This window comes from Azospirillum mesophilum (genome assembly GCF_053470405.2).
Genome location: NZ_JBPXMQ020000003.1, coordinates 80,433 through 95,768, shown reverse-complemented (window position 1 = coordinate 95,768; position 15,336 = coordinate 80,433). Strand labels below are relative to the sequence as shown.

Here is a 15,336-nt window from a genome sequence, read left to right as displayed (position 1 = left end):
CGAGCCGTTTCCGTCCGGGGAGTCGGGAACCGTCGCCAGACGGGAACCCGGCCATCGCGCCCGAAACAGCGCGCCCGACGTCCAAAGATAAAGCAACCCCTACCCGTTCGGGGAGATCTCGCACCCATGACGAAGATTAAGGTAGCCAACCCGGTCGTCGAACTCGATGGCGACGAGATGACGCGGATCATCTGGCAGTTCATCAAGGACAAGCTGATCCTGCCGTATCTCGACATCGACCTGAAGTACTACGACCTGGGCATCGAGAATCGCGACAAGACGGACGACAAGGTCACGGTCGAGTCCGCCAACGCGATCAAGCAGTATGGCGTCGGCGTCAAGTGCGCGACCATCACCCCGGACGAAGCGCGGGTGAAGGAATTCAACCTCAAGAAGATGTGGAAGTCGCCGAACGGCACCATCCGCAACATCCTGGGCGGCACCGTCTTCCGCGAGCCGATCGTCTGCTCGAACGTTCCGCGCTACGTGCCGGGCTGGACCAAGCCGATCATCATCGGCCGCCACGCCTTCGGCGACCAGTACAAGGCCACGGACTTCGTCGTTCCGGGCAAGGGCAAGCTGACCATCAAGTGGACGCCGGAAGGCGGTGGCGAGCCGATCGAGCACGAGGTGTTCGACTATCCGGGCGCCGGCGTCGCCATGGGCATGTACAACCTGGACGAGTCGATCGAGGGCTTTGCCCACTCCAGCTTCATGTACGGCCTGGAGCGCGGCTACTCCGTCTACCTGTCCACGAAGAACACGATCCTGAAGGCCTACGACGGCCGCTTCAAGGACATCTTCCAGAAGGTCTTCGACGAGACCTACGCCGCCCAGTTCAAGGCGAAGGGCCTCGTCTACGAACACCGCCTGATCGACGACATGGTCGCCTCGGCCCTGAAGTGGGAAGGCGGCTTCGTGTGGGCCTGTAAGAACTACGACGGCGACGTGGAATCCGACGTCGTGGCGCAAGGCTTTGGCTCGCTGGGCCTGATGACCTCGGTTCTGGTCACGCCGGACGGCAAGACCGTCGAGGCCGAGGCCGCCCACGGCACGGTGACCCGCCACTACCGCGAGCACCAGAAGGGCAAGGAGACCTCGACCAACCCGATCGCGTCGATCTACGCCTGGACGCAGGGTCTGGCCTACCGCGGCAAGTTCGACAACACGCCGGACGTCATCAAGTTCGCCCAGACGCTGGAGCGCGTCTGCGTCGAGACCGTCGAGTCGGGCTTCATGACCAAGGACCTCGCCATCCTGATCGGTCCGGAACAGCCGTGGCTGACCACCAAGCAGTTCCTCGACAAGCTGGACGAGAATCTGCAGAAGAAGATGGCCGCCTGGGCGTAAAAAACCGCAGGTGCGACTTCGCGTCCCGGTCAAATGGGATGTATCGTCGATGTAAGGTTGCGGCGGGGAGCTTCGGCTCCCCGCTTTTTTCTTGCCCTCACCGCAACCGACACAAACCGGGACCCAGAGAAGACACAATGGCCAAGGACACCTTCCGCATCGCCGTGATCGGCGCCGGCGAAACCGGAACGCCCCTGCTGGAAAAGCTGCTCGACGCACCTTTCGTGGAGATGCTGGGCGTGGCCGACCTGGACGCCGACGCGCCCGGCATGCGCCTTGCCCGCGCCCGCGGGGTGACGACCACCACCGACTTCATGGACCTCGCCCGGCTTGGCGAGACGCTGGACGTGCTGATCGACGTGACCGGCGTGCCGAAGGTGCGCGAGGCGCTGCGCCAGCACATGCAGGACAGCGGCAACCACCACACGCTGATCGTCCACGAACTGGTCGTCCAACTGATGCTGTCGCTGCTGAGCGGCCGTCTGGTGCGGCTGAAGCACGAGGTCGAGGAATACTGATCCCCTCTCCGCCCCCTTTCTCCACCGGCGCCGCGGCACCACATCGTCGTCGTGACAATGGTGGAGACAGGGCATGGAGGACCATGACCGGGCGAAGGCGTCTACGCTGCTGAGACGCCTGCGCGAGCGGATCACCGGGGACAAGCCGGCCCTGGGCGAGGTGTTCGGCCATCTCGGGGACCGGGCTCCCGGCTTCTTGCTGCTGGCGCTGGCGATCCCGGCCATCGTGCCGACCCCCGGCATTCCCGCCGGTATCCTGTTCGGCACGGTGCTGGCCCTCGTGGCGGCGCAGATGATCGCCGGGCGGGACCGGCTGCGGGTGCCCGGCTGGATCGCCCGGCGCCGCGTTTCCCGCGGCACCCTGCACCGGCTTGTCGAGAAAGCCGCCCCGATGATCGAGCGGGCGGAGCGAAGGCTGCGGGCGCGTCATCCGTCCGTGCTGCGGGCGGGCGTGCTGCGGTCGATCGGGGCCGTTATTTTGTTCTTGGGCGTGCTGATCGCGCTGCCCATCCCCTTCGGCAACACCTTGCCGGGGCTGGCGGTGATCGTGATCGCGCTGGGGCTGATCGCGCGGGACGGACTGGCCGTGATCGCGGGAATCGGTCTGGGCGCCGTGGCGACGGGCGTGTCGGTCGCCATCATCGCCGGCTCTTGGTGGGCCATCAAGGCCACACCGGTCTAGAAAAAAGCGGTTTAGGAAAGGCCGGTTTAGGGAAAAGCCCCTCCTCAACAGGCGGGAGAGGCGGCCGGCCGGGCGTTCGCCGTTGTCGGAACGCCCGGATACCAGAAGAAACGTCCGCGCCGGTTACGCGGCGCCGATGCTGCGGTCCTCGTCGCGCTTCTTGCCGGAGGAAGCCGGCTGGTAGGCCACCGCGGCGTGCTCCGCGCAGTAGGGCAGCCCCGGCAGGGACGGCTTGCCGCAGAAATGGAAATCCTGGTGCTTGGGATCGCCGACCGGCCATTTGCACATGCGCTCGGTCAGGGCGAGGATCGTCGCACCGCGGGTCGGCTTCTTCTTGATGGGCGAGGGCCGGCCCGACAGACCAAGGCGGTGGGCCTTCCCGATCACGGCGTTGCGGGTGATGTCACCCAGGATGTCTGCGATTTCGCTCGCGCTCAAACCCTGGCCCCAGAGGTCCTTCAGCTGCTGAACTCGTTCGTCCGTCCAACTCATCCCCTGTCTCCCGTGGTCCGGTAACCGGTGCCCTGGTTAACCAATATGCCTTTCGACCATGGCGGTCGTTTTCCATAAGGCGCAATATTTTGTGCCAACCGGGAGCGAAACTACCAGATGGCCCCATAGAGGGATAGAGGGCATGAACAACATTCCTGTGCATAAGTCTGTGGGTCTTATGAGTTCAACGCTCCATACACCTCCTCGGCTATACTCGAAAGGGTGACGCGATCGAGGTCACCCGTTACCGCCCACGCCAAGCCATTGTCCCGCCAGTAAAAAGCTTGGACGCTGCCGTCCTGGGCAAATCGGAAGGACGTGTCCGACGCGTTGGAGGACGGCCGGACGTAGAGGGTGATGCGGCGACCCGCCGCATCCTCGTACATGAGCTGCGCCGCCGGCCCCTGAGCGTCCGACAGCAGGCGGCCGCCCACCAGCCCATAGCCGCGGGACGCAAGATGTGGTGCCCGCAGGGGCTTGCCGAGCCGCTTGGACAGCCAGGCGACCAGATGCGCCTCCTGGTCCGCGCCGACCTCCACGGGGTGGCGCACCTCCACCGCGAAGACCCGGTGCGCGGCCACAGCCTCCGCCACGAAGGCGGCGCTTCCCGCCGGTCCGCCCCCCGTCCAGTCGCGAGCCAGCCAGCCGGTAGCCCCACCGGCGATGAAGACCAGCAGCGACGCCGCCAGCGCCCAGGCCCGAACCGGGGCACGCCCTCTTATGCCCTGCCCCGCTCTCGCCTTTGCGGATTCGGCAAAGGGAGGCTTCAGCGCGTCGGGCAGAGGACGGTCGATCAGCGGGCCGAAGGCGCGGCCGAGCAGGCGGCGCTGGGCGCGGTAGCGCTCGAACCGGTGGGCCAGTTCGGGGTTCCCGGCGAGGTGACGTTCGATCTCCGGGCGGCGCTCCTCCGGAAGTTCGCCGTCCAGCCAAGCGTGCAGGTCGGCCTCGTTCACGGGCGCTCCCTTTCCCGACACGGTCATCACTTCACTCTCCTCACCACCTGCTCCTCGCCGCCGTCCAGCAGGACGCGCAGCCGCTCCCGCGCGCGGGCCAGCCGGGACATGACGGTGCCGATGGGCACCTCCAGCACCTCCGCCGCCTCGCGGTAGGACAACCCTTCCAAGCCGGTCAGCAGCAGCACGGTCCGGTGCTCCTCCGACAGTCGGGCGAAGGCGCGGACGAAGTCCCGCACCTCGCCCCGGTCGGCGGGCTCAGCGCTCAGGGCCAGGTCGTCGGCCAGATCCTCCACCGGCACCTCCGCACCGCGCCGCTTGCGCCAGCGAAGGCCGGAGACGTGGAGGTTGTGCAGGATCGACAGCAGCCAGCCGCCGAGCCGGGACACGTCGCGCAGCGCGTGCCGGTTGGCCAGTGCCTTCTCGATGCAGTCCTGCACGAGATCGTCGGCGTCGGCGAGGTTGCCGACCAGCGCGGCGGCGTAGCGGCGCAGGCGCGGGACATGCGCGGCGATGGCCCGATCGTCCACGGGGTTGTCGGCGGAGTCGGGCAACGGCATGGCTGGCGCGCTCCCAGGGAAGGACGTCCTGCCCATGGGGACGCCCCGGAGGCGCCCATTATTCCACGGCTTCGCGCATCAGGTCGCCGAAAAGCCGGACTTGCCGTCGAAGTTGCAAAGGTTCTCCGTCTGGGTGAAGTCCAGCCCACCCTTGGCGAGGTTCGCCAGCAGTTCCACGATGTCGGCGTGGGTCACCGTGGCGCTGTTGCGCGCGGTGAAGCGGCAGCGCCAGTGGTCGGTGAAGAAGACGTCGGCGTTGCCGTCCGGCCAGACCTTCTGGGAACGGTTGGAGATGCTGGCCAGTTCCAGCGCCGGGGTGGACAGCGTCTGCACCCGCCCGGCCAGCTCGTCGGGGCTGCCGCCGTGCCAGTGCAGGAAGATGTCCACGCCCACCAGCTCCTTCACCGAGGTGCGGCGGGGGGAGAGGCGCACGCCGGACTCGTAGGCCGGGCGCGCGGTGACGGCGTAGCCGACGCTGGGCAGCGTCACGGGCATCTGGCCCAGCCGCTCCACCACCGCCTGGGCGAAGGCCTGGGTGCCGACCCGATGGCGGCTGACCCCGCGGTTGAAGATGTCCACCGTGTGGACGCCGTCCTCGATGGTCTTGAGCCAGGCGTTGTGGATGCGCGCGGCCACGTCGCCCTGCCCGATGTGGACCAGCATCATCACGGCGGCCATCAGCAGGCCGGAGGGGTTGGCGATCCCCTGCCCCGCGATCATGGGAGCGGAGCCGTGGATCGCCTCGAACATGGCGCAGGCGTCGCCGATGTTGGCCGAGCCCGCCAGCCCGACCGATCCGGTGATCTGCGCCGCGATGTCCGACACGATGTCGCCGTAGAGGTTCAGCGTGACGATCACGTCGAAGCGTTCGGGCTGGTCGGCCAGCCGGGCGGCGCCGATGTCCACGATCAGGTGGTCGGCCTTGATCTCCGGATATTCGGCGGCGATCTCGTTGAAGATCTTCAGGAACAGGCCATCCGTCATCTTCATGACGTTGTCCTTGACGAAGGCCGTCACCTTGCGCCGGTGGTTGGCGCGGGCGTGGTCGAAGGCGTAGCGCACGATGCGCTCCGACCCCGGCCGGGAGATCAGCTTCACCGACTGGATCACGTCGTCGGTCTGCCGGTGCTCGATGCCGGCGTAGAGGTCTTCCTCGTTCTCCCGGATGATCACCACGTCCATGCGCGGGTGCTTCGACCGGACGTAGGGGTGGTAGGACACGCAGGGGCGCACGTTGGCGAACAGCCCCAGCGTGGTGCGCGCCGTGACGTTCAGCGACTTGTTGCCATAGCCCTGGGGCGTGGTGATCGGCCCCTTCAGAAAGACGCGGGTGCGGCGGATGGACCCCCACCCCGCCGCGTCGAGCCCGCCGGCGTGGCCGCGCCGGTAGACCTGCTCCCCCGCCGGCACTTCCTCCACCTTCAGGCGGGCGCCGGCCGCGGCCATCACATAGAGCACGGCGTCCGTGATCTCCGGGCCGATGCCGTCGCCGGGGGCGACCGTGATGGGGGTGACTTCGCGCATCCACACACTCCTAGGGGAACGCGCGACCCTAGTCGAAAGACGGCCGGAAGTTCAACACGCGCGGTCCGCCACCGACCGGCGGCGCGGTGACGCGCCCCCGCTCACGAACGCAACAGGCGGGCGGTGTTGCGGGCCATGACGGTGACGATCAGGCGGTGGAAGGGCTTCACGACGGCGAAATAGCCCGTCCCCAGCCCGTTGTTGATCTTGACGACCGTCGAGATGGCGAGGCTGGTCCCGCCCTCCCCCCGTTGCAGCAGCAGCGAGGTCCGGAAGTCCAGATGCCGGTCATCCTCCCCGAACACGGCCTCGTCCTCGGTCAGCGCGAGGATGCGGAACACGCCGATGGACTGCCCGACCCGGAACGGCGGCGCGAGGTCCGGACCGCCCATCGGCCCGGTCTTCAGCCCGACCAGCTTGACCAGAGCGTTGCGCAGCGCGAGCAGCCGGTGGACCCACCAGGGGCTCGCCCGGAAGAAGGCCGGAATCACCTCGTCCAGGGTGATCGCCCCCGGACCGAGATCGACGACGTAGGAGTCCCGGTAGCCGTAGTGCGGCGCCTCGTGCACCAGGAGGGAGGTGGCCGGGATGGTGTCTTGCAGGGAGCCTGATTCAAACATGCTGCAATGTGCTCCTTCGGTCAGCCAGCCCTGTCGATGTTGCGCCGAGCATCACACGCGCGTTGCCAAAGCGCACGGTAAGCACCTTCGACCTGCTGGGCAAAGCCTTTGGCATCGCACAGCGGCGACGCCTGCACCGTCCCGCGCAAGCTGGCCCGAAGCGCCGCAAGCCGGTCGCGGTCGGAAGCCAGTTCCAACGCGAGGCGTACATACTCCTCGTCGTTCGGGGCGACGAGGTCGCCCAGCCCAACGGTGTTCAGAATGCTGGCGGCGACACGTCCCGCATGGCGGTTCCCAAGCCTTGCGATGACGGGGACACCCATCCACAGCGCCTCGCAGGTCGTCGTCGTTCCATTGTACGGGAACGGATCAAGCGCGATGTCAATCCGTCCGTAAGCGCCCAAATGGCCCCCAGTGTCCGGGATGATCGCGAGAAGGTCCAGACGATCCCGGCCGATACCCAGAGCCGCAAACTCCTCTGCCAATCGCGCACACGTGCCTTCATCCCCAAGCGAGCGACTTTTCAGCAGAAGCCGGCTGCCGGGAACGGCGTTCAGCACGCGCGCCCAAAGGGCGACGACATCCTGCGTCACCTTCGCAAGGTTGTTGAAGGAGCCGAATGTGACCACGCCAGAGGTCGCGGCCGGCAATGGCGCGACGTCGGGGGCATTCACCGGCGGCTCGTAGCACAGGAAGCTCGGCGACAGGCGCCGGAGCGTTTCGGATGCCAATTCGTCGGACGCGCCTTCCGGGTCGGCCATGGAATCGGTGAGCCGGGCCGTCATCGCGGAGAGACCGGTGGTGTTGGGGTATCCCAACCACGTCACCTGCACCGGTGCCGGACGGCGTGCGAAAGCCAGCAACCTGTGGCCTTCGGTGTGCCCGGCCAAATCGACCAGGATATCGATCCGATCCCGCCGAACCAAATCCGCCAACCGCTGATCGTCGAGTTCGACGACATCGCGCCACATGTCCGCCCGTTCGCGCAGCCGAGCCGTGAGCGAATCCGGATCCGCGACGTCCGAGTAGCAGACGACCTCCACCGCCTTACGGTCATGGGCTGCCAAAAGCGGTCCAACGAAGTACGCGACCGAGTGCTCACAAAAATCCCGCGAGACGTACCCGACGCGAAGCCGGCGACCGGCATCGAACTTGACCCGCCATTCAGGAGGCCTCGCCGACAACGCGTGGGCGTGGACGGAGTCGAAATGGCGGTGGTCCGCATACACCGACCCCGCGGACCGTTCCGCCTGATAGTTCAAGGACAGCAGCAGGTTCGAGTGGGCCGTGACATACTGTGGATCGACGGTGATCGCCCGACGGTAACCGGCTTCCGCACCGGCGTGCCGACGCTGATCGAGCAGCATCGATCCAAGGGCCGACCACGCGAAGGCATAGGCGGGCTGCAAAGCCAAGGCCCGCTGCAAGGCCATGATGGCGGCACCCGTCCGGCCGGTTCGGCGCAAGGCCGACGCGAGCGTGTAGAAGCTACGGGCAAGACCGGGGTTCAGCCGCACGGCACGCCGCCCGGCGTCCGCAGCCTCGTCCACCCACCCCAATTCCTGAAGCGTATCCGCAAGGTTGGCGAGCAGATCGGCGGAATCGGGTCGAAGGAGCATGGCGCGACGGTAACACCGCGCTTCCTCTTGCCGCCGCCCCGCCTCGCCAAGCGCGCGGCCGAGATTGTTGTAGGCTTCGAAGGAGTCTCCGCGCAATTCCACCGCTCGCGACAGCAGACGAATCGCTTCGGGCAGTTTGCCCGACTGTGCGGAAAGGACGCCCAAATAGTTCAGCGTATCGGCGTGGCGTGGGTTATGACGCAGCACCTTGCGGTAGAATTGCTCGGCGATGTCGAGCCGGCCGGACCTGTGCGCCTCGAACCCCTCGAAGAAGGCAGCATCCACCATGGCCTGAATCGACGGATTTCCTGAAACCGGAGTTCCGGCTTTCAGTGCAGTTCGCCGTTGTTTGCGGTTCATGGAGACGGCCGGCCTGTGTTGCTTGCGGGGTCGGGAACCATAGCGAAGAGGCGATTGATACGCCAGGGCACCCTCCAAACCCGGCGGACCCGCTTCCCCTCAAGGGGCCGTTGCACGTTGCGGACCTCCCCTTAGGCGGCGCCCAAGCTCTGCACTCCCTCCCCCATCATCGCCCCTTCCCGTTCCAGCGGCAGGGTCAGCACGAACACCGCGCCGCCGCCGTCCCTCGGCCGGTGGGCGATGCTGCCGCCGTGAAGGTCCGCGATGGTCTTGACCAGGTTCAGGCCGATTCCGGTGCCGGGCGGTTGCGGGGATGGTGTCTTGCATGGGGGTATCCGACAGTAAACAGAGCGCCGGTCGTGCATCGACCAATTGCCGCATGGAAGCGGGCGCTCCCAAGATTGCCTGATTCGGAGCGCGATTGCAGGTTTGCCGAACCTGATCGCTCCACCTTCGCCCAGCAATCCGACAGCGCCCACTCCAGCCGCGCTTCAAGAGACCCGCTGTTACAGGCCGGCCATATGGATGGTGGTCCAACCACTGCCGTTGCCGATGTCGGTCGGCGCTCCGAACAGGACGTGGCCGCTCTGAACCGACGACGTGGTCACGGAAAGCGAGCCGTTCGCGGTGTTTCGCCACAGTACGTCGTCGCGGCCGTCACCGTTGTAATCACCGATCCCATCAATGGCGCAGGCGTTGGACATGCTCCCCGACACCCACGCGTCGAGAACGTTGAAACCGTCCATGGTCCAGACCGCGGTTTGCTGATCGGTGTACTGACGCCAAATGATGTCCGTTTTGCCATCACCGTTCATGTCGCCCAAACCGGCGATCTGCCAGCCGCCGGAAGCCTGTAGCGTGGTGAGTTCTTCACGGAGCGCCGTGGCGCCGTCCATCTGCCAGATGGCTGTCTGCCCGGCAGTGTTGGTCCACACGATGTCGGCCTTTCCATCGCCGGTCGTGTCCCCGGCACCGACCACCGTCCAATCCAGGCCGACACGCTGGATGGTGGTGTCCTTGATGATCTGCGAGCCGTTCATCTGCCACATCCGGACATCGCCGGTCTGGAGATTGCGCCACAGGATGTCGGTCTTGCCATCCCCGTCGAAGTCAGCCGTGGCGGCAACCTTCCAATTCGCGTCGAGAGACACGGAAAGCACGTCGCAGGACCGCACCGACGCGCCGTTCATATACATGACATGCAGTTCGTTGCTGACCGAATTGCGCCAGAGCACGTCGGCCTTTCCATCGCCGTCGAAGTCGCCCTGGCTCTGGGACGTGCAACCGCCCGGGGCACTCATGGACAGCGTCGTCGACGTGACGGTTAAGTTCTGCATGCTCCAGACATTGATCTGGTTCGTCGCCCTGTTGACCAGCAGAACGTCGGACACATGGTCGCCGTTAACATCGAGACCATGCCATTCCTTGGCGGGTCCGGCCCCGTTCATCGTACCGGCCACCGTGACCGTATCCGTGCCGCTGGCGTTGGCATACTGCCCGGTGCTGGTGTTGTAGACGCTCGCCTGCGACACGGAGACGATCCCGCCATTGTCCACGGAACGCCATGCGTCCACGGCACCGGTTGCCTGATCGCGCCACAGTATGTCGCAACGGCCATCGCCGTCGTAGTCGCCCATTCCATCGACGATGGACTGGCTCGATTTCGATCCGACCACCCGGCTATCTGTGACACTGGCCCCGTTCATCGTCCAGACGGCGACCTGCCCGGACGAACGCTCACGCCACAGAATGTCGGCCTTGCCGTCGCCGGTCATGTCCCCAAGGCCGGCAATCTGCCAACCGCCCTTCGCCTGAATGCTGGTCCAGGGCTGATGAACCACCGTGGAACCGTTCATTTCCCACACCGCCGTCACTCCGGCGTTGCTGCTCCACAGGATGTCGGCCTTGCCGTCGCCGGTCATGTCGGCGGCACCGGCCACCGTCCAATCCAGACCGACCTGTTGAATGGTCGTGTCCTTGATGATCTGCGATCCGTTCATCTGCCACAGCCGGACGTCGCCGGTCTGCGTGTCGCGCCACAGGATGTCGGCGGTGCCGTTGCCGTCGAAGTCGGCGGTGGCCGACACGGTCCAGGTCACGCCGAGCGAGGCCGACGCCGAACCGGAGAGCTGGACGCAAGAGCGCGCCACCGCCCCGCTCATGAACGAGATGTTGAGGGCCCCGGTGGACGCGTCACGCCACAGGATGTCCGCGGCCCCGTCGCCGTCGAAGTCGGCCACGCTCTGCGTGCTGGAATTGACGGGAGCCGATGCAGACACCGACGACGACGTGATGTTGAAGACGCCGTTGAAGCTCTGCATGCTCCACAAGGTGAGCTGGCCCGAGGTGCCGCTGCAACGCAACACGTCCGCCCTGCCGTCGTTGTTATAGTCTGTACCGAGAGAAGACCTGAAATAGGAATTCAGATAAATGTCCGATCCAATCCCAAAGCTCAATTTCTCAATGACGCTTCCCGTATTCAAAAAATTGTTTACCACCGTAATCGAATCAACGCCGTACCGGATCAGAAGATTGCTTCCAACTCGCGAGACGCTGACGTTCTGGGACGATGCATCAGGAAGGTAGATGCGATCGTAGCCGCCGCCGTAGGTGCCGGCGTAACCGCTGTAGCTCGTGTAAACTCCACCGTTTTCGCTGATCGTATCCTGGCCAAATCCCTGATAAAATAAGTAGGTATCGTCGCCGAGGCCTCCGAAAAGAAAGTCGTTGCCGGGACCGCCGACCAGTGTGTCGTTCCCGTCTCCCCCCAGAAGCGTGTCAGCGCCATACTCGCCGTCGAGCCAGTCATTCCCCGTGCCACCATCAAGGACATCATCTCCGTCTCCGCCGTACAGGGTGTCATTTCCACCAGCCCCCTGGAGCACATCGTTGCCGCTCCCCGATGCAAACAAATCGTTAACCCAACTTCCTGTAAATGTACCCATCGAACTCTCCTCGTCTTTGAATTGCGTCCTGGAAAAGAATGACTCGACCCGCGAGACAGGGTTAGTTCATTCACCCCGCATGGTTGCCATCACCTTCTTCAGCACGCCCGACGAAAAATGTTGATAGGAAATAACGTCGCAGGCAAAGGAAGCTGCTCAAAAGAGGGCAAGGAACAGATTAAAAAAGCACTCAGCAAGCGAGCGAACAATACTTGGCAGCAACGCCTCCCTTCTTTCAAAGGCACGAGCATCATGTTGCAAGTTTCCGCCATGACAAGGCTGCACGGTTCAAGCGACTTGTCGGAGTGACGCCGGAGACTCGTTTTTTGCTCCTTCGTGCGGAGCGAACCGCAAGCCGAAATGGCGCGCCAAAATCAGCACCAGACCATCCGCAGAAACGGCCACGCCCGGCGCTTCGGCGTTCCCGGGCGGCAAAAACCGCATGAACCTCAGTGGTCGCGGATCTGTGGGGCGAAAGAGTGGCCAGGACCATCGGCGGTGAGGGCCACTGGTCCAAACCATCCCCTACCACGCCCTGGAGGGCAAACGGTCATGACGCCACCATCGCCCCTGCCCGCTCCAGCGGCAGGGTCAGCACGAACACCGCGCCGCCGCCGTCCCTTGGCCGGTGGGCGATGCTGCCGCCGTGAAGGTCCGCGATGGTCTTGACCAGGTTCAGGCCGATGCCGGTGCCCGGCGTGCCCTGGCCGTGGGTGCCGCGGTAGTATTTCTCGAAGATGCGCGTGGCCTCTTCCTCGGGCACACCCGGGCCGCGGTCGCAGACGCGGACGACCAGCGCCGGACCGTCCTGGCGGGCGATCAGGTCGATGGGTTCGTCGGGCGGGCCGTAACGGCGGGCGTTGTCGAGAAGGGCGTCGAGCGCGATGCCGAACAGTTCCGGGTCGGCGACGCACTGGGGCGGCAGGCCGGCGATGTCGGCGTTGACGAGGGCGCCGTGGCCGCTCTGGCGCTCCACCACCGTGCGGATCAGAGCCGCCGGGGCGAAGGGCTTGAACTTGACCGGCAGTTCCTCGTCGATGCGCTCCCCGGCGAGGCAGGTCTCCACAAGGTCGTTGACGCGGCGGACGGATCGGCGGATCAGCGACAGGCGGCTGCCCACGCCCTCGTGCTCCGTGTCCACCAGCAGGCCCAGCATCTGGGCGGAACTGTCGATAACCGCCAGCGGCGTCTTGAACTCGTGCGTCGCCATGTCGAGGAAAGTGCGCAGGCGCAGGCGGGCCGCCTGCTCGCCCTGCAGGGCGCGCTCGATGTCGCGGGTGCGCTCGGCAACCCGCTCCTCCAGCCGGCTGTTGGCTTCGCGCAGGGCCTTGGCGTGGCGGCCGCGCTGCACGAACAGCCCCAGGATGAGGATCAGCATCGCGCTGAGCACGCCGATGAAGGCGAAGACGACCATCGCCGCGAAGAAGTGATCCTCAATGATCGAGCGCTTGCGGAAGCGGACTTGCACCTCCGGCGGCAGGCTGCGCGGGTCGATGTCCCAGCGGCGCAATTGGCGCCAGTCCACCACGGCCTGGGAGGAGTAGTGGTTTCCGCCGGCCATCGCGCCAGCCAGGTCGCCGTCCAGCAGCTTCAGCGCCGCCAGGGCCGCGACGTGGCCGGCAACGTGGGAATCGTTGACGTCGCCGCCGACCGCCCCGCTGCCGATGTCGCCTTCGAACAGGACGTAGACTGGTGCTGCGGAGGCCTTCGCGACCCGCGCCACCATCTCGTCCGGCCGAAGCTGCCGCCCGGCCTTGTCCACCGCCATGTGGGTGTAGACGACCACGCTGTCGCGCGGCAACGCGGCCAGCCGGCTTTCCAATTCGTCCAGGCCGAGGCCGGACAGATGCTCCACCGCCGGACCGCGCTGTCGCGCCACCGCGCCCCGGATGACGCCGGCGAGGTGGTGGGACAGGCCGGTGTCGTCGGACACGATGACCAGCTTTTTCGCCATGGGCCAGTGGGACAGCGCCATCGCCACCGTGCGGTCGATGTGCGGGCCGGTGGTCACCGGCACGGTCACGGCCTTGGCCGCCCCGCCCAAGTCCCGGAAGTCGGGGAAGATGCCGACCACCGGCGCGTCGCCGAACAGGCCCTTGCCGAATTCGGCGAGGAAGGCGATGGCGGGGGCGCCGTCCGCAATGATCGCCTGCGGGTGTACGCCCCGGTATTTGGTGGCGAGAAAGGCCGCCCACGCCTCGTCGGTCGGCCGGTCCGGCAGGCGGGCGCGGTCGAGAAACTCGACATAGAGTTCGATGGACGCGTCGCGGTCGCCAAGGTCGCGCTTGATCGCGGCCAGCATCATCTCCGTCCAGCGGCCGGTCGGGCTGAAGGAGGACAGGAACAGCACGCCGCCGCCGTTCGCCGACTCGGTCGCCAACGCGGGCGGTACGGAACCGCAGAGCATCGCCAGCGCCAGCAGCACTGTCAGGGCCACCACCTTCCACATCGCAAGCCGGGTCATGCAGCGGCTCAATCAGCGCACCAGTTCGCGCATGGCGGCGTCCAGCCCTTCCAGCGTCAGCGGGTACATCCGGCCGCCCATCAGCCGTTGCAGGATGCGGGTGCTTTCCGTGTAGCCCCAGTATTGCTCCGGCGTGGGGTTCAGCCAGACGGCCTTGCTGTAGATGGACAGCATGCGCTGAAGCCAGACCTGCCCCGGTTCCTCGTTCCAATGCTCCACGGCGCCGCCGGCGTAGACGATCTCGTAGGGGCTCATGGCCGCGTCGCCGACGAAGACCAGCTTGTAGTCCGCCGGGTAGGTGTGCAGCACGTCCCAGGTGGGCGTGCGCTCGTCATGACGGCGGCGGTTGTCGCGCCAGACGCTCTCATAGACGCAGTTGTGGAAGTAATAGTGCTCCAGATGCTTGAACTCGGTGCGGGCGGCGGAGAACAGCTCCTCGACGAGGCGGATGTGGTCGTCCATGGACCCGCCAACGTCCAGGAACAGCAGCACCTTCACAGCGTTGTGCCGCTCCGCCACCATCTGCAGGTCCAGCCAGCCGGCGTTGTTGGCCGTGGCGCGGATGGTGCCGGGCAGGTCAAGCTCGCTGGCGGCACCCGTGCGGGCGAACTTGCGCAGGCGGCGCAATGCCACCTTGATGTTGCGGGTTCCCAGTTCGACCTGATCGTCCAGGTTCTTGAACTCCCGCTTGTCCCACACCTTGATGGCACGGCGTTGGCGGGATTCGTGCTGGCCGATGCGCACGCCCTCCGGGTTGTAGCCGTAGGCACCGAAGGGCGAGGTGCCGGCCGTGCCGATCCATTTGGAGCCGCCCTGGTGCCGGCCTTTCTGCTCCGCGAGACGCTGGGCCAGCGTCTCCATCAGCTTCTCCCAGCCGCCGAGCGCCTGGATCTGCGCCTTTTCCTCGTCGGTCAGGAAGCGTTCGGCCAGCTTGCGCAGCCATTCCTCCGGGATGTCGACGACCGGTATCTCGTCGGCCTCGCCGCCCTCCCCCTCCGACAGGCCCTTGAAGGTTTGGGAGAAAACGCGGTCGAAGCGATCCAGGTTGCGCTCGTCCTTCACCAGGCAGGCCCGGCTGAGGTAATAGAAGTCATCGACGCGGAAGGCGGCGACGCCGCGCTTCATGGCCTCCATGAGCGTCAGGTACTCGTTCAGCGAGACCGGTACGCCCGCCTTGCGCAGTTCGAAGAAGAAACTCGTGAACATGCCGCCTTCCCCTGGGGGCCGTCCCGCCCCTGCACTCACACCA

Annotated in this window: 13 protein-coding genes; 3 read left to right on the top strand and 10 right to left on the bottom strand. The window is 65.9% G+C overall.

Annotated features, from left to right (window positions below; all coding sequences use genetic code 11):
- Window positions 1-126: 126 nt before the first annotated feature.
- The 3 genes from ACSVC7_RS04620 to ACSVC7_RS04610 all read left to right on the top strand — a co-directional run bounded on the left by ACSVC7_RS04620 (window position 127) and on the right by ACSVC7_RS04610 (window position 2,550).
- Window positions 127-1,350: an NADP-dependent isocitrate dehydrogenase gene (locus tag ACSVC7_RS04620; protein WP_448203250.1), complete on the top strand. Its 1,224-nt coding sequence runs from the start codon at window positions 127-129 to the stop codon at window positions 1,348-1,350.
- A 137-nt stretch (window positions 1,351-1,487) separates the two neighbouring features.
- Window positions 1,488-1,868, top strand: coding sequence for an oxidoreductase (locus tag ACSVC7_RS04615; RefSeq protein WP_448203249.1), 381 nt, complete (start codon window positions 1,488-1,490; stop codon window positions 1,866-1,868).
- Window positions 1,869-1,941: 73 nt separating this feature from the next.
- On the top strand, window positions 1,942-2,550 hold the full coding sequence (locus ACSVC7_RS04610) for an exopolysaccharide biosynthesis protein (RefSeq protein ID WP_448203248.1): 609 nt from the start codon (window positions 1,942-1,944) through the stop codon (window positions 2,548-2,550).
- Between the two features lie 123 nt (window positions 2,551-2,673).
- Here ACSVC7_RS04610 and ACSVC7_RS04605 read toward each other — a convergent pair whose 3' ends face one another.
- From ACSVC7_RS04605 to ACSVC7_RS04560, 10 genes are all read right to left on the bottom strand, one after another.
- Window positions 2,674-3,042 carry a GcrA family cell cycle regulator gene (locus tag ACSVC7_RS04605; protein ID WP_209767466.1) on the bottom strand — a complete coding sequence of 123 codons (369 nt, stop codon included), beginning with the start codon at window positions 3,040-3,042 and terminating at the stop codon, window positions 2,674-2,676.
- A gap of 176 nt (window positions 3,043-3,218) precedes the next feature.
- On the bottom strand, window positions 3,219-4,022 hold the full coding sequence (locus ACSVC7_RS04600; RefSeq protein WP_448203247.1) for an anti-sigma factor family protein: 804 nt from the start codon (window positions 4,020-4,022) through the stop codon (window positions 3,219-3,221).
- Window positions 4,022-4,555 carry an RNA polymerase sigma factor gene (locus tag ACSVC7_RS04595; protein WP_448203246.1) on the bottom strand — a complete coding sequence of 178 codons (534 nt, stop codon included), beginning with the start codon at window positions 4,553-4,555 and terminating at the stop codon, window positions 4,022-4,024. Before ACSVC7_RS04595 ends, ACSVC7_RS04600 begins: the two co-directional genes overlap by 1 nt.
- Window positions 4,556-4,633: 78 nt before the next feature.
- Window positions 4,634-6,079: an NADP-dependent isocitrate dehydrogenase gene (locus ACSVC7_RS04590; RefSeq protein ID WP_448203245.1), complete on the bottom strand. Its 1,446-nt coding sequence runs from the start codon at window positions 6,077-6,079 to the stop codon at window positions 4,634-4,636.
- Window positions 6,080-6,180: 101 nt separating this feature from the next.
- A complete protein-coding gene (locus tag ACSVC7_RS04585) occupies window positions 6,181-6,699 on the bottom strand; it encodes a DUF2867 domain-containing protein (protein WP_448203244.1) in 519 nt (172 codons plus the stop codon).
- 20 nt (window positions 6,700-6,719) lie between these two features.
- Complete coding sequence (locus ACSVC7_RS04580) at window positions 6,720-8,678, bottom strand: O-linked N-acetylglucosamine transferase, SPINDLY family protein (protein WP_448203243.1); 1,959 nt, start codon at window positions 8,676-8,678, stop codon at window positions 6,720-6,722.
- 131 nt (window positions 8,679-8,809) lie between these two features.
- A complete protein-coding gene (locus ACSVC7_RS04575) occupies window positions 8,810-9,043 on the bottom strand; it encodes an ATP-binding protein (RefSeq protein ID WP_448203242.1) in 234 nt (77 codons plus the stop codon).
- Between the two features lie 141 nt (window positions 9,044-9,184).
- Window positions 9,185-11,623 (bottom strand): FG-GAP-like repeat-containing protein, encoded by a 2,439-nt coding sequence (locus tag ACSVC7_RS04570; RefSeq protein ID WP_448203241.1) that lies wholly within the window; start codon window positions 11,621-11,623, stop codon window positions 9,185-9,187.
- Window positions 11,624-12,173: 550 nt separating this feature from the next.
- Window positions 12,174-14,087, bottom strand: coding sequence for a sensor histidine kinase (locus tag ACSVC7_RS04565; protein WP_448203240.1), 1,914 nt, complete (start codon window positions 14,085-14,087; stop codon window positions 12,174-12,176).
- 12 nt (window positions 14,088-14,099) lie between these two features.
- Complete coding sequence (locus ACSVC7_RS04560) at window positions 14,100-15,293, bottom strand: vWA domain-containing protein (RefSeq protein WP_448203239.1); 1,194 nt, start codon at window positions 15,291-15,293, stop codon at window positions 14,100-14,102.
- Window positions 15,294-15,336 lie beyond the last annotated feature (43 nt).

What these genes read in the sequence shown, in the direction of transcription:
- ACSVC7_RS04575 (WP_448203242.1), bottom strand. Translation starts at nt 9,043, where the DNA reads ATGCACGACCGGCGCTCTGTTTACTGTCGGATACCCCCATGCAAGACA.
- ACSVC7_RS04610 (WP_448203248.1), top strand. Translation starts at nt 1,942, where the DNA reads ATGGAGGACCATGACCGGGCGAAGGCGTCTACGCTGCTGAGACGCCTG.
- ACSVC7_RS04600 (WP_448203247.1), bottom strand. Translation starts at nt 4,022, where the DNA reads ATGACCGTGTCGGGAAAGGGAGCGCCCGTGAACGAGGCCGACCTGCAC.
- ACSVC7_RS04620 (WP_448203250.1), top strand. Translation starts at nt 127, where the DNA reads ATGACGAAGATTAAGGTAGCCAACCCGGTCGTCGAACTCGATGGCGAC.
- ACSVC7_RS04585 (WP_448203244.1), bottom strand. Translation starts at nt 6,699, where the DNA reads ATGTTTGAATCAGGCTCCCTGCAAGACACCATCCCGGCCACCTCCCTC.
- ACSVC7_RS04590 (WP_448203245.1), bottom strand. Translation starts at nt 6,079, where the DNA reads ATGCGCGAAGTCACCCCCATCACGGTCGCCCCCGGCGACGGCATCGGC.
- ACSVC7_RS04605 (WP_209767466.1), bottom strand. Translation starts at nt 3,042, where the DNA reads ATGAGTTGGACGGACGAACGAGTTCAGCAGCTGAAGGACCTCTGGGGC.
- ACSVC7_RS04560 (WP_448203239.1), bottom strand. Translation starts at nt 15,293, where the DNA reads ATGTTCACGAGTTTCTTCTTCGAACTGCGCAAGGCGGGCGTACCGGTC.
- ACSVC7_RS04595 (WP_448203246.1), bottom strand. Translation starts at nt 4,555, where the DNA reads ATGCCGTTGCCCGACTCCGCCGACAACCCCGTGGACGATCGGGCCATC.
- ACSVC7_RS04565 (WP_448203240.1), bottom strand. Translation starts at nt 14,087, where the DNA reads ATGACCCGGCTTGCGATGTGGAAGGTGGTGGCCCTGACAGTGCTGCTG.
- ACSVC7_RS04615 (WP_448203249.1), top strand. Translation starts at nt 1,488, where the DNA reads ATGGCCAAGGACACCTTCCGCATCGCCGTGATCGGCGCCGGCGAAACC.
- ACSVC7_RS04580 (WP_448203243.1), bottom strand. Translation starts at nt 8,678, where the DNA reads ATGAACCGCAAACAACGGCGAACTGCACTGAAAGCCGGAACTCCGGTT.
- ACSVC7_RS04570 (WP_448203241.1), bottom strand. Translation starts at nt 11,623, where the DNA reads ATGGGTACATTTACAGGAAGTTGGGTTAACGATTTGTTTGCATCGGGG.